Origin of the sequence: Petrotoga sp. 9T1HF07.CasAA.8.2, assembly GCF_002895585.1 — a bacterium.
Classification (GTDB): Bacteria; Thermotogota; Thermotogae; order Petrotogales; family Petrotogaceae; genus Petrotoga; species Petrotoga mobilis.
Map to the genome: position 1 here is coordinate 1 of NZ_AZRI01000032.1, position 13,555 is coordinate 13,555.

Sequence of the window (13,555 nt, forward strand, 5' to 3'; positions counted from 1 at the left end):
CTTCCCCCGCTCCCCACCCATAAGGAAGAAAAATCAATGTTTTGCCCCGCTGCCCGCCCCACAATTGGCCAAATTATTCTACGGTGACACTTTTTGCTAAATTTCTTGGTTTATCTGGGTCTAAGCCTTTTTGTACCGCTGTGTAATAAGCAAAAAGTTGAGTAATAGGTGCAACTACCAACGGTATTAAAGGTTCCGAAACAGTAGGCACATCGATGTAATCATCACATATTTTTTTTGTTTGCTCATCATCTTTCGGGGTTAAAGCTATAACCTTTGCGCCCCGAGCTTTTACTTCCATAATGTTGGAAATCATCTTCTCTCTCAGCTTCCCAGACGGAACTATTGCAAATACTGGAAAATTCCCATCCAACAGTGCTATTGGACCATGTTTTAATTCTCCCGCTTGATAGGCAATGGCATTGATATAACTGATCTCTTTTAATTTCAAAGCGCCTTCCAAAGCTGCAGGAAAACCAAAAACCCTACCTATGTACATCATATCTTTGAAGTTTTTATACTTCTTTACCAATTCCATCATGTGACCGTTTGTTTCATTCAAGATCATTTTAAATATTTCTGGCATTTTTTCGATGGTTCTCATAATTTCTTCCAACTCTTCGTTTTTGTAACCTTTCCAACGGATGAGTTGGGCAGCTAAGGTGTAAAGCAAAGCTATCTGTGCCGTATAAGTTTTCGTTGCAGCAACCCCTATCTCTGGACCAGTGTTGAGATAAAGGACTGCGTCAGATTCTCTCGGAATAGTTGACCCAACTACGTTACTTATAGCTAATACATATGCACCTTTTTTCTTTGCTAATCTGACACCTTCTAACGTATCTATAGTCTCCCCAGATTGAGAGATAGCCAACACCAAAGTATTACCATCTATCGCCGGATTCATGTATCTGAACTCTGATGCAACCTCAATGTCAAAATCAATATCTGAATATCTATTCATGAAGTATTTTGCAGCTAAACCAGCATGATAACTCGTACCGCATGCAACCACATATACTTTTTTCATTTGGCCCTTAACAAAATCTTCTAAAGATTGTACTTCTTTTATCTGTGGTTTTCCATCTTTTAATCGACCAACCAGAACGGATTCTAATGCTATTGGTTGCTCAAAGATTTCTTTCAACATGAAATGAGGATATCCTGATTTTTCTGCCAGCGACTCATCCCAGGTTATAAGTATTGGTTTTCTCTCAAGAGGGACACCATCTAAGTTAAATAAAGAGTAACCTTTAGGAGTTAAAATAGCTACCTCTCCATCATTCAAAAAATTCATCTCTTTTGAATACTTCAGTAAAGGAGTAACATCTGAAGCTAACATACTAATACTATTATTACTTGCAATCACTAAAGGACTGCCTTTTCTTGCAGCAACTATTTGATCGGGTTTGTCTTTATGAACAACAGCAATAGCATACGCACCTTCGAGTTCTTCTAAAGCTTTTAAAACAGAATCAAAAAGATCTCCATTGTACTTATCTTCTATCAAATGAGCGATAACTTCTGAATCCGTTTCTGATTTGAAGATATGGCCCTTAACTTCAAGCTCCGTTTTCAACTCTTGAAAGTTCTCTATGATGCCGTTATGTACAACGGCTAACTCTTCTTTACAATCCAAATGTGGATGGGAATTTTGTTCTGAAACAACGCCGTGCGTTGCCCATCTTGTGTGGGCTATTCCAGAATAAAAACTTTCTTTCATTAAACCTTCATTTAGTAGTAATTTTTCAATCTCGCTTATTCTTCCCGGCATTTTTAGGTATTTTATAGAATTATTCACATTGTAAGCTAAACCTGCGGAATCGTATCCTCGATACTCAAGTTTTTTCAATCCAGAAATAAGATCTTCAACTTTCACTTTTCTATCGGAAACAAACCCTACTATCCCACACAATTGTTAAACCCCCTTTTAAATCTCAATCTTTTCGATCAAGTCAAATTTGGCGGCACGGTAAGCCACGTACAATGCATTAGCTATTGCTTCAGCGTCTGAAGACCCATGCGCCTTAACTAAAACACCATTGACCCCCAAAAAGAATGTCCCTCCGTAACTCCTATAATCAATTTTATTGACTAAAGATTTCAAAGAACCTCTTAGAAACAAGGCCCCTAATTTTGTGAATAACCCACCTTTTTTAATCGTTTCTTTCAATTCATGAAGGATGAAATAAGCTGTACCTTCCATAGTTTTTAAAACGTTGTTACCGGTGAATCCGTCTGTAACTATTATATCACACGTATCATCAAACAACTCACGTGCTTCTACATAGCCAACATAATTAAACTTCTTTTCTTCTTTCAACAAATTAGAAGCTTCTCTAACAATTGAATTTCCCTTTTCGTCTTCAGAACCGATATTTAAAATCCCAACCCTTGGATTTTCAAGATTCAAAAATTTAGCGTAAGCTATTCCCTCCCTTGCAAAATCATAAAAATGTTCAGCCTTTACTTCAGCGTTTGCTCCTGCATCCACCAAAATTTTTGGTTTATTGGATTTAGAAGGAAGGGCTAAAACCAAGGCAGGCCTTTTTATACCAGGTAGTCTACCTGCAACAAATGTACCGCTTGATAGTAATGCACCAGTGTTACCTGCACTCACAAAAGCATTTAATTCGTTATTTTTCAACATTTCGCAGCCTAGGTACATCGAAGATTCTTTCATTTTCAAAACTTCCGTTGGTTTTGTCTCGTTACTAACCAAATTTTTAGCTGGCACAATCTTTAAATTCGATATTTTATCTAAATCTTCCTTTGAAATTTCGTTTCCCACTATAACCAATTCGTCTGGAGAAAGAAACTTATTCTTTAAAGCAAAAAGTGCGCCCTCAACAACAGAACTGGGCGCATTATCACCGCCGTATAGATCGATACCTATTTTTACACTATCCATAGGCTCATTCACCTATTTCTAAGATTTGTTTGTCACCATAGTATCCACAATTCAAACAAACGCGGTGTGGTAATTTTGGCTCTCCGCACTTCGGACATTTTACAACATTGATCTTGTATGCAGAGTAAAATTTCGCTCTTCTAGAATGTGTTTGACCTCTTGAAGCTTTTTGTTTTGGTGTTGCCATCTATGTTACCCCCTTTGGTATTTTGTATTAATTTGATTTTTCATTATCCAACAACTTTTTTAGCATTACAAAACGTGGGTCAATATCCTCTGTTTCACAAGAATGCTCTGGATTTTCGTTCAAATCAATTCCACAGATAGGACATAGCCCTTTGCAATCTTCTTTACACAGTGGAACTTCTGGCACTGCTAATATTATAGTCTCTATTACTCGATTTGTCAAATCTATTGTTTGACCATCATAGTAAATGAGATTGTCTAACGTTTTTAAACGTTCAGTTTTCGATAAATACTTTTCAAAACTCCTACTCATATATACGGCTTCAAAACTTTCATCGATCCAATACTCTATAGGTTTCAAACATCTCGAACAATGAAGCTGAACCATAGTTTCAATTTTACCGTTTACCAATACTTGACTGTCGCCTTTCTCCAAAGAAACATTTACATCTATTGGGGCAAGTATCTTCGCCTTTTCAGAAGGTAGTTCAATTTCTTTCCAGTTTCTGATGATGATCTCTCTTTCTAATATCTTTTCAAAAGATTCTAATTCAACTATAAGGTTTTTATTTTTCAGTTCTTCGTTAAACATTATTCTCACCTCAGCCGTTTTATTTTACTTCAAAAACGTTTATCAAATACAAAATAATTGTTAATTTTTCAATAATAAAAAGAGAGGCAGGAATTAACCTACCTCTCGAGCATTTGCTGCACTATGCAAATAAGGGGCGCATAATTGTCTTTAAACTGCGGGGGAAACTGTGAAAACAAAATTACCAACCTTATCATTATATTCTCCATTTTTTAAAAGCAATTCTCTCATCTCAGGATTGCTAGCGAGCACCTGTTGAAAATTGAATCCTACTTGAACGGTTTTTTCAATAACTCCATACGATGAATCGTTACTATCAACAGAATAATTAAAGCTACTATTCAACAATTCAAACAATGCTTGGTTCTGTTCGTTAAAACTACTTCCTTCTGCATCAAATTCAACCATGAGTTCAAAAGTGGTATTTGCTACGATTTTTACCTTTATTTCTTCACTTTTGTTTTCAGGAGATGACAAATCCAATTCATAATCTAAACTTTCTTTATCAACAGAGTCAATCGCTGCATAACTAGAAACACTAATATAGACAGGGATATTAACACCATCAGAAGTTTGAGAAAAAGAAATAACACTGATATTTAAAACCAACAACATTATTATTGTTATAAAAATAATCTTTTTCATTACATTCACCACCTCTAATAAAAGTCTAATAAAATTATACTAAATAAAAATAAAAATGTCAAGTCTTTTATTATTTTTTTAAGTACGATTAAAAGCGAATTATAATCATTTTTATTGAATTTTTATTGAAATAGTTAAAATTATTTATAAAAAATAATGTATAATTTAAAAAGAAAACTATTAGGAAGTGATTAAAATGAAGAAAATGATTGTCTTTATAACTTTCTTATTCTTAACTGTGAGCATATTTTCAGCAAATAATTATTTCGAATTTAAATTGGATTTAGACAATTACAACTATCAGCAAACTCAAATTTTTCTTAATCTGTCCAACGTTTATCGGGTAGAATTACAACTAGATAGTAATTACCAATTCTTTCATAGTTATTTTAACCTTTCAAGTTGGGGAAGCGGAAGTACTTATACATTACAACTAGGGTTTAATATCCAACCATTATGGCAAAACAATAACCAAAAAATTCTGGCTATGTTTCAGAATGGACTTTTATCTTCTTCAGGGACAAAAATAGGAGAAGTTTTGCTTTTAGACTCTACTGGGGAACAGTTAGATTTTATTGATGTTTATTTCGTAGTTGACAACTTTTTTGTCGACTATAACGTTTCAAACGATATAGTCTTTGAATTCACCCCACCTTATCCAGGTAGTGGGAAGTGGTATGATCAAAAATCCTCTAATGTATCCCTCAAGTCTAACTTGCCTCCCCTTCATGTTTACGTTGGTGTAGAGTTATTAGATGGGTTTGATTTTCTATCTGAAGGTAGCTATTTGCAATTTTTAGGTTCTCCAAATACGTATTTAAATAATCCTAATGTAGAGCTCGACATAACAGTTGGCTCTAATTTAGGTAACCTATTCAAAAATTATGGAAGTTTATTACAAGAAAAATTTGTCGAGGCTGGCTTTCCTGAAGAGGGACTTCACGTGGGGGATGCGGTAGTTTCTATCCCTATGGAGGGTGGGTATTTTAGTTATTTGGCTGTTCCTATTTACTTTAAGGTGCCTGAACCTTTTATAAATTTCATTATCGGCGGAGAAGGAGAAATTCAACTAACTTTTGACCTAGCTAATCCCCAAAATAACGTTATTTCTTCAGCTCCTGTGCACATTGAATCAACTTTACCAAAGTACGATATTTATCTTTCAATGGTTATTTTTGATACTTACAACTTCTTAGCAGATTATATTTTTTTACAAAATGACAAAGTAATATCCACAAAGAACGGTAATACTGATTTTGATATTGAAATAAAGGCGAATTTTGCCGATTTGTGGAACGATAAACGTGAACTAATACTTTCACTTTTTGAAGATGAGACAATTACAGTTAACGAAATTATACATATAGGAGATGTGTATATCACTCTTTCAGCTTCTTAGTGCCTTCCTAAATCTTTCTGCTGATTTTTTATTTTCTTCTTACTGTTTTTCTGCAAAATTCTTATTCAAATTTTATTGAAATTAATTGGCGTATTATTACCCTGAGTATAATTCAATTAGAATCAGTTTTATAAAAATTGAAGTCAGGGCGTGAGGGCTAATGGTTCAAATACTAAAGTATACATTAATTTCCGCTATTATTATCATATCATCAATCACATTTGCGATAAATGAAGAATTTACCGTCCCTATATATTTAACGGTGCCTGAATACTTAAAAATTACTGAACTTAGTAAAACACGTTTAGACTTAAATGCTACTAACCAATATGAAGATACTTTAGATTTTAAGGTAGAAGCTAATGTAGAATATTATTTAGATGTTAAATTTACGTTATGTGACGCTCCTACTGGAAATGCTCACGAAAAACAAATTATCGAATCTTCTCATTTATCGATATCAGATTATCCAGCGGATTCAGCAAAGATTGATGACGATACTATAGGAATTCTGGGAATTCCAGGAACTCCTGGAAGCCTCACGTACTCTTTAACCTTTTGGTTAGAGGGGGGAGGGTGGATATATAATGCTTCAGGAAGAAAAATTGGAGACATTCAAATCACAGTTTCGAGCAACTGAAATTGTAACATAAATTCTTATTGAATTTTTATTAAGAATTATTGAGAATTTATTTGCCTAAGTATAATTAAATTAGAAAAGTAAAATAAAGATAATTCAAATAAAACGAAAATTTTAAAAGGGGTGGAAAATTATGAAAAAAGTTTTAAGTTTGGCAGTTTTGATGATGGTGATGTTGATTTCAGTTTCAGGTTTGGCACAAGTTTCTGATACTGTTAACGTTCCAGTTTTTTTGAATGTTCCAGCATTTGTGAGATTGTCAGTAGATACTACAAGTCCTGATTCCCAGTTCGATTTAGTATTTGATCCAGCAAATCCTGCAAATCCTACAGATACTGTAAAGCTCTTAGCAGAGGCAAATGTTAATTATAGTGTTTCTTCTAGTATAGCTGAAGTGACTGGTTATGCTTCATGGGCTAGTTTATTACAAATTTCCATAGACACCAACGCAGCTGGTTTTGGAGGAGCAGGAAATGTGGTCTTCGATGTTACTGCAACACTTGACGTTCTAGGTAACTTAAATCTAGGTGCACTTCCTACAAATACAAAAATCGCTGATGTAACCTTTACCATAGCCTCAATTTAAGATTTTTTAAAGAACATTTATTAATAATATCCCATATTTTTCAATTACCCCTTTTTCCAATTAGAGCACTTAAAAAGGGGTAATTTTATTAATATACACGTGCACTTTATTTTAGTGAATATAATTATTAAAGATTTTATAAATTTTAATTGTGCTATAATAGAAACAAAAAAGGGGATAGGTAATAATCATGAAGAAATTTTATATTCTATCTATTGTTTTTTTACTTTTTACAACTTTTTCTTTCACTCAGATAACAGTTTCGCCTTTGTCCGTTGAAAAAGACGTCAGGGCAGGGGAAGAATTCATTGCCACTATAAACGTCATTGGAGGCAACACTACACAAAACGTCAATATAGAGCTTTACCTACTGAGTCAGGACTTTGATGGAAATTTTGATTATGTAGAAGCAACTCCAGATAACTTTCTCTATTCAAATTGGATCGAATTTCCAAACTCCATTACCGTTTCCCCTCGATCAACGACACCAGTTGAAGTCGGTGTCAATATCCCCTCAAACGCTCCTTTTGGAACTTACAATTTTATCCTTATGATTACCCCAGAAGTTGAAACTAGTGGAACGATAGGAATAATTATTAGATACGCTATAAGAATCACAGTTCATGTGCAAGGAACTGTCATAACAATGGTGGAAGTTGAAGATGTGAAGGTCGTTCCAGATGGAGAAGGCAAACCAGTAATCGAAGCTACCATCTCTAATGGCTCAAGTTATGACCTAGTAATTTCTGCTGAAGCTATTTTGAGAGATAAATCTGGTATGATGATAGAAAGATTGCCCTTAAAATCTTCTTACATGGAAAAAAACAATATAACCACCCAAAGAGTATTAAAAGGGAACAAAGTTGTATTTTCAGGTAAACCCACCTACCTGTTAGCTCCTGGAGATTACAAGGTAAACCTCTTTGTTAACTACTCCAACAGGCAAAGAGTGTTTACATACGATATAAACGTTCCTGAAGAAGGTTTTAATTTCACTCCTCCAACGGAACTTGCGCTTATATTAGACAATACAGAGTTCAGTCATGAGCTTTACGCTGGTGCTGTTAAAACCTTTGTTATAAATCTACAAAATATGTCTAATCAAAACGTCACGGTACAAGTTGGTGGAGAAGAATATTCGAGTTTACATAAAGATAGATCCTTGCTATCATGGATCACTTTGAGGTCTCCGTCATCTTTTACAGTTAATGCTCAACGAACTTCAAGAGTTATACTTTCAATAAACGTACCAAAAGAAGTCGAAAATGGTGCTTACTACGGCAAAATCGTTCTAAATGCCTACGATGAATCGGGAGAATTTTTATCTCAGAAAAAAGTCAACGTTGAAACGATTATAGGCGAAGTAAATTATGATGTTGAGTTAGTGAGCTCAAACTATGAAAAAATAGAAGGTAGCAGAATTTTTAGTGCCTTGATCAAAAATACGGGGGAGAGATACATAATTCCTAAAGGAAGTTTGAGTATTTTAGACAGTGATGGTGTGAGCATAGGTGTTTACAGTCTTCTTCCATCTACTCAAGAGTGGTTAGTTCCTAGCCAAGAAACGATGTTGATTGGCGAAGTACCTATTTTAGAAGAGAATGGTTATAGATACATCCTCACTATTTATAACAACGAACAAAGGTTAAAAGCCTTCGAGGGGGAGTTAATGTGATAAAAAAAATATTAAAAAGATCAATTTCTTTTGTTATTTTATCACTTATGTGTTTATTAGCCTTCTCTCAAGAAAGTACCGCCCCAAAAGTGACGGCAACTTTTTACAACACTGATTTAATAGAGGCTTTGAACGAAATCTCTCTTCAAACGGGGGTAACGATTTTAACCGATCAATACGTGAGTGGCTTGGTCACAGCAGACTTTGTAGAAGTGGATTTAGAAAAAGCGTTGAATATACTTCTACTTCCCGGTGGCTACTCTTACAAAAAAATTGATGAAAATGTTTACTTTGTGGGATTAGCCGATCCTCAAAGTCATAATTTTTTGAACTTAGCTGAAATGCAAGTGTTTTCTTTGAATTATATTTCGGTGGAAAAATTTTTAAATTTGATTCCCGAAAATCTACACCAATACATAAAAACTAACGAAGAAACTAACCAAATAGTCGTGTACGCTCCACAAAATACAATAGATTATATAAAAGATCTGGTTGACAAGTTGGATAATAGTGAACCATATATTGAATTAACCGTTTATATCGTTGAAACAAATGAAAGGTACTCTGATTTGATAAAGGGTAACGTGTTCAACATAAACCAAGAAGGTATAATTAACAGTTTTTCTTTTACGAGTCCCTCAATTGGATTTTCTGTACAAGATCTTTTTGAAGCTGAAATAGAGATGTACGAAAAGAACGAAACCGCAAATTTAGTTACTAAACAGGTTGTCAAAGTTTTACCAGGTGAGCCAGCGTTATTAAGTTTGAAGAATCTAGAGAGTATCGTTTTTACTACCTACAGAAACGAATTCAGAAATATTGAAAGTGGAATAGAAATAGAAATGACCCCAACTATGATGAATCAAATACTTCAAATTTCTTTTAAGACAAAAACAACAAACTTAATGGAAGTTACAAAAGATAGCTATTTACTTTCAGAATCGGAGTTGGAGACTAAAGTGAATTTAAACCCCAACGAAATTTTGCTAATTGCTGATTTAGATTTGAGTCAACTTTATTCAAAAAATGGGGGAACAACGTTGTTGAAAGATCTTCCTTTTCTTAGATTTTTATTCGGTGATAACCAAAACACTGATGAGAGCAAACGGATGATGATTTTTTTAACTGCTACCCCAACCTTAGAAGGGGTTGATCAAAAATGAAAAAGTATATCTATCTTTTAATGCTCTTCGTTTTGGTGTTTCAAATTTTAGCCTTTTCACAAAGTTCTCAAATGTACAATTACTCAATATATTCTGTTTTGAAGAATGATAGCAGAAGTGAAGCGTTGGTCGGTAGCGTGGCTGTTATTCAAGGTTACACTTTCAATTTTGTTTCAAAAGGCAATATTGATGCTACTTTCGGAATCACTCCTCTCAATGACTTAGGGGATAAGGTTAGAACAAAAATTATTATAGACAGTGTAAATATGCACTTTGAAAACACTATCGACCTCTCAAAAAACAAAAAAAACTATGTCACCTCGATTTATTATTTAGAAGGGCAAGAGGAAAAGACTTTGGATATCTATCTCCAAGTTAACAACGTTGAAAAATTAGAGTTCACAGATCAAGAAGAAACTTCAAAAAATAATAAAATTATCTTTAAAACTTATTACAACCAATTTTCTTATTATGAAGATGAGTTCATTACCGAAACAGAAGTGGAATTAAATGATTTAGTTTTCTTTGGCATGAGTAACTTACTTGATTACAAAAATGGGGGATATTACTTAGGAGTAATTTTTAATGGAATGAAAGTTGGTGCTAACTATCAAAACGATACCTTTTATCTGTTTTTGAACGACAAAACCTATATTGACTCGTTTGAATTCGATGGAATTTTTGTACCTTACACATTTTCCAATAACAGCCTTGATTTCAAAGGTGATTTTGCATTCACAGTTACCAAAAACTTCCCTACGTTTAAAATCGTCGATTTAAAGGATACACTTACTAATGAAGAACAAGGTTTTTATTTAGGAGAGAAAATAGCACAAGCTTTGAATTTTGAAGACCTTGGATTTTATCTTGGAAGAGAGCTCAAAAAATTGACTGAAAATATGAACAACAACTTTTTTGTTGGCTTAGATTTGAGTTATTTAGAAAATCAGTATGACTTCTCCTTAACAGGAGGCATCTCGAATCAGATATCAAATTTTAAATTTGAGACCTTAGGTGGTTATAACTTTGCTTCTAACTCATTTTCTTTTTCTTTAACCTCCTTCTATGAATTTTAGTAGTTATTGATCGCTTTAAAAACATTAATATTTTTTGGTTTATTATCAAAAGTGCTAAATATTAATGGATTGATTTTTAAAGGAGCATACCTTATGTTAAATATTTATATGTTAGGGGATTTTCAAATTTTTCTTGATGACAATCCAATAGAAAATTTAAAGTCAAGAAAAGCTAGAGAAATTCTAAAATATCTTATTCTCAACAGAGGCCAAAAGGTTTCCGTTTTTGATTTGTACGATCTCTTTTGGCCCGGTTTCGACGATGAAAGTGCGAGACAAAATTTAAATACCACACTCTATTATATTAGAAAAAATTTAGGACTGAGTAGCGATGAATTAACTCTACAAGAGGATTTTTGCACGTTTTCAAAATCAAAAGACATATATATAGATTTTGAAGAATTTTTAGCCTTAAGCGATGAAGGGTTTAAAGAGAAAGAAATCAATAGACGTTTGTTTTTATTCTCAAAGGCGGTTAGTTTATACAAAGGTGAGTTATTACAAGAAAACGTTCACGAAGAATGGGTAAGAGAAAAAAGGGAATATTTAAAACGTATATACGTTGATATGTTAATTGAAATGGGCAATATTCACCAAAAAATGAATAACCCAATAGATGCGCATTATTATTTTCAAAAAGCTTTTTATTATTCACAAAGAGAAGATAGTTGGTTAAGATTGATTAAATTCTACACAGAAAACAATGAACTTGAAAAAGCTAAAAGTTTATTCAACGAATACAAAGATATTTTTGGTCATGCAAAAGAATTTCCATTCTCTCCACCCATCGTAAATAATGGAGAATTAACACCATTTTACGAAAAAAATGGTAACCTTTTGTCGTCAGAATTATTTGATATAGTTGTTGAACTTGAGAAAATTAAAAGAGATAAAGATCACCTATTAGTGGAGATTAAAATGCATTCTTCTTTTGACGATTCATTAATTAATGAATTGAAAAAGATCATAAGGCAAGAAGATTTAATAACTTATAATTCTCAACATATATATATTTTATTTAGAGGAATTAAAAACCTTTCTGATAGTAGAGAGATTGTCGTTAAAAAGATTAATAATCTTTTAAATGAAAAAGGTTTCACATATTCTATAGTTAAAGTAGAATAAGGATGATAAGGGGTGAATGAAATTAACGAGAACTACGAAAAACTTACAGGGGTAGAGAAAGACTTCATACTGTCTCAACTTCAAAAAAAGTTAGAAGAATCAAAAAACGAAACCTTCGAATTTAACGAAGAGAACTTTCCTTCTTACATTCTAGATGACTTGAACGACCTCATACTTATTATGGATTGTTTTAGAAAAATTGTTTTTGTCAACAAAAAGATAAATAATTTCGGTTTTTCAAAAAAAGATTTTATCGGTAAAGATGTCATAACTTTTTTTGAGGTTCACGTTAAGAAACAGATCGAATATTTCTTTAGAAGGCAAAATCAGAACAAGTTGTTGATTTTTAAATCATACTTTCCCAACGGAAATGGAGAAAAAATACCTATTGAATTCAAATTAGAAACCTTTCATATAAACGATGAAAACCTTTACATATTAATTGGAAAGGATTTAAGCGAAAGTGAAAAATACAAAAAAGAGATTGAAATCATTCAAAAAAACCAAGAAATTATTCTAAAAGCTTTAGAAGTTTCTCAAATAGGAATTTGGGAATGGGATGTAAACTGTGGTAAATTCAGTTATGACGAAAGATACAAAGAAATCTTAGGAACCAATACAGACCCTTTTGAAGGCAAATGGAGCAAATTTGAAGAGTCGATCAATAAGGAAGATACTGAAACATTAATAAAAAATATAAGAGAACATTTTTTAACCAAAGCAAGTAAATTTGAAGGAACGTACCGCATAAAAGATGTGAACAATAATGATAAATGGTTTCTTTCAAGGGGTAAAGTTTTAGAACGAAACAAGTTTGGGCTGCCTTTGAATATGGTTGGAGCTTATTTAGAAATAACTGAAAACAAGAAGAAAGTCGACGAAATGAAGAAAGAGAAAGATTTTATTGAAAAAGTCGTTGAAAACATGGGACAAGGTCTGGTTTTATTAGATTTTGATTTAGAGGTTAAATATGCTAATAAATCATTCTACAAAATGGTTGAGTTTGATGACGGAATTTTAGATTTGAAAAAAGTTTTAGATCAAAGGGATTGGGAAAGTTTTAATGAAAATATGAAAAATTTAAAAAGAAGCACCAATAATGCAATTTCTTTCGAATCTAACTTAGTTACGAAAAGCGGTGACAAAGTCCCAGTTTTAATAACGGGTGTAACGTATGAAGAAGTTGATGTGAGTAGAATTATCTTGGTCATAACAGACATTACTGAAAAGAAAAAACTTGAAGAAATACTTAAAAAATACGCAACTTTCGATGATTTAACTGGTTCTTACAACAGAAGAGCGGGTTTTTATGCTTTAGAAAAATATTTTCAACTTGCCAAAAGAAGACAAGAGCCTTTGTCTGTTGTTTTTATTGATATTGACAATCTTAAATACATAAACGACAATTACGGCCACGATGCAGGAGATTACATTCTAAGAAAGGTAACTGATGTTTTAAAAAATACCTTAAGAGAATCAGATTTGATAATACGAGTAGGTGGGGACGAATTCGTTTTAGGCCTTCCAAATGCGGAAGAAATCGATGTTCACAAAATTTTT

Annotated in this window: 13 protein-coding genes; 8 read left to right on the forward strand and 5 right to left on the reverse strand. The window is 33.0% G+C overall.

Going from position 1 to position 13,555, the window contains the following annotated elements; all coding sequences use genetic code 11:
* Positions 1-73: 73 nt before the first annotated feature.
* The 5 genes from glmS to X925_RS07415 form a co-directional block, all read right to left on the reverse strand.
* Positions 74-1,912, reverse strand: a complete 1,839-nt coding sequence (gene glmS, locus X925_RS07395; protein WP_121959589.1) for a glutamine--fructose-6-phosphate transaminase (isomerizing) — start codon at positions 1,910-1,912, stop codon at positions 74-76.
* Positions 1,913-1,927: 15 nt separating this feature from the next.
* Positions 1,928-2,908, reverse strand: a complete 981-nt coding sequence (gene plsX, locus X925_RS07400) for a phosphate acyltransferase PlsX (RefSeq protein ID WP_121567466.1) — start codon at positions 2,906-2,908, stop codon at positions 1,928-1,930.
* 4 nt (positions 2,909-2,912) lie between these two features.
* A complete protein-coding gene (rpmF, locus tag X925_RS07405) occupies positions 2,913-3,095 on the reverse strand; it encodes a 50S ribosomal protein L32 (RefSeq protein ID WP_012209630.1) in 183 nt (60 codons plus the stop codon).
* A 27-nt stretch (positions 3,096-3,122) separates the two neighbouring features.
* Positions 3,123-3,686, reverse strand: coding sequence for a DUF177 domain-containing protein (locus X925_RS07410; RefSeq protein WP_012209629.1), 564 nt, complete (start codon positions 3,684-3,686; stop codon positions 3,123-3,125).
* Between the two features lie 150 nt (positions 3,687-3,836).
* Positions 3,837-4,331: a hypothetical protein gene (locus X925_RS07415; RefSeq protein ID WP_012209628.1), complete on the reverse strand. Its 495-nt coding sequence runs from the start codon at positions 4,329-4,331 to the stop codon at positions 3,837-3,839.
* A gap of 196 nt (positions 4,332-4,527) precedes the next feature.
* Between X925_RS07415 and X925_RS07420 the strand changes: the two genes are divergently transcribed.
* From X925_RS07420 to X925_RS07455, 8 genes are all read left to right on the forward strand, one after another.
* Complete coding sequence (locus X925_RS07420; protein WP_121959590.1) at positions 4,528-5,730, forward strand: hypothetical protein; 1,203 nt, start codon at positions 4,528-4,530, stop codon at positions 5,728-5,730.
* Positions 5,731-5,890: 160 nt separating this feature from the next.
* Entirely contained in the window at positions 5,891-6,370 is a 480-nt protein-coding gene (locus X925_RS07425; RefSeq protein ID WP_121959591.1) for a hypothetical protein, read from the forward strand.
* A gap of 133 nt (positions 6,371-6,503) precedes the next feature.
* Positions 6,504-6,956: a hypothetical protein gene (locus tag X925_RS07430; protein WP_012209625.1), complete on the forward strand. Its 453-nt coding sequence runs from the start codon at positions 6,504-6,506 to the stop codon at positions 6,954-6,956.
* Between the two features lie 190 nt (positions 6,957-7,146).
* Positions 7,147-8,631 carry a hypothetical protein gene (locus X925_RS07435; protein ID WP_121959592.1) on the forward strand — a complete coding sequence of 495 codons (1,485 nt, stop codon included), beginning with the start codon at positions 7,147-7,149 and terminating at the stop codon, positions 8,629-8,631.
* Entirely contained in the window at positions 8,628-9,794 is a 1,167-nt protein-coding gene (locus X925_RS07440) for a type II secretion system protein GspD (RefSeq protein ID WP_121959593.1), read from the forward strand. The genes X925_RS07435 and X925_RS07440 overlap by 4 nt, the downstream gene beginning before the upstream one ends.
* Entirely contained in the window at positions 9,791-10,870 is a 1,080-nt protein-coding gene (locus tag X925_RS07445) for a hypothetical protein (RefSeq protein ID WP_103065809.1), read from the forward strand. Before X925_RS07440 ends, X925_RS07445 begins: the two co-directional genes overlap by 4 nt.
* Positions 10,871-10,963: 93 nt before the next feature.
* A complete protein-coding gene (locus tag X925_RS07450; protein WP_103065808.1) occupies positions 10,964-11,995 on the forward strand; it encodes a BTAD domain-containing putative transcriptional regulator in 1,032 nt (343 codons plus the stop codon).
* 12 nt (positions 11,996-12,007) lie between these two features.
* The coding region (locus tag X925_RS07455; RefSeq protein ID WP_121959594.1) for a diguanylate cyclase at positions 12,008-13,555 on the forward strand (1,548 nt) is incomplete at its 3' end.

Bases quoted from the DNA above. Each gene is read 5' to 3' on its own strand.
- plsX (WP_121567466.1), bottom strand. From the start codon at position 2,908: ATGGATAGTGTAAAAATAGGTATCGATCTATACGGCGGTGATAATGCG.
- rpmF (WP_012209630.1), bottom strand. From the start codon at position 3,095: ATGGCAACACCAAAACAAAAAGCTTCAAGAGGTCAAACACATTCTAGA.
- X925_RS07410 (WP_012209629.1), bottom strand. From the start codon at position 3,686: ATGTTTAACGAAGAACTGAAAAATAAAAACCTTATAGTTGAATTAGAA.
- X925_RS07415 (WP_012209628.1), bottom strand. From the start codon at position 4,331: ATGAAAAAGATTATTTTTATAACAATAATAATGTTGTTGGTTTTAAAT.
- X925_RS07420 (WP_121959590.1), top strand. From the start codon at position 4,528: ATGAAGAAAATGATTGTCTTTATAACTTTCTTATTCTTAACTGTGAGC.
- X925_RS07425 (WP_121959591.1), top strand. From the start codon at position 5,891: ATGGTTCAAATACTAAAGTATACATTAATTTCCGCTATTATTATCATA.
- X925_RS07430 (WP_012209625.1), top strand. From the start codon at position 6,504: ATGAAAAAAGTTTTAAGTTTGGCAGTTTTGATGATGGTGATGTTGATT.
- X925_RS07435 (WP_121959592.1), top strand. From the start codon at position 7,147: ATGAAGAAATTTTATATTCTATCTATTGTTTTTTTACTTTTTACAACT.
- X925_RS07445 (WP_103065809.1), top strand. From the start codon at position 9,791: ATGAAAAAGTATATCTATCTTTTAATGCTCTTCGTTTTGGTGTTTCAA.
- X925_RS07450 (WP_103065808.1), top strand. From the start codon at position 10,964: ATGTTAAATATTTATATGTTAGGGGATTTTCAAATTTTTCTTGATGAC.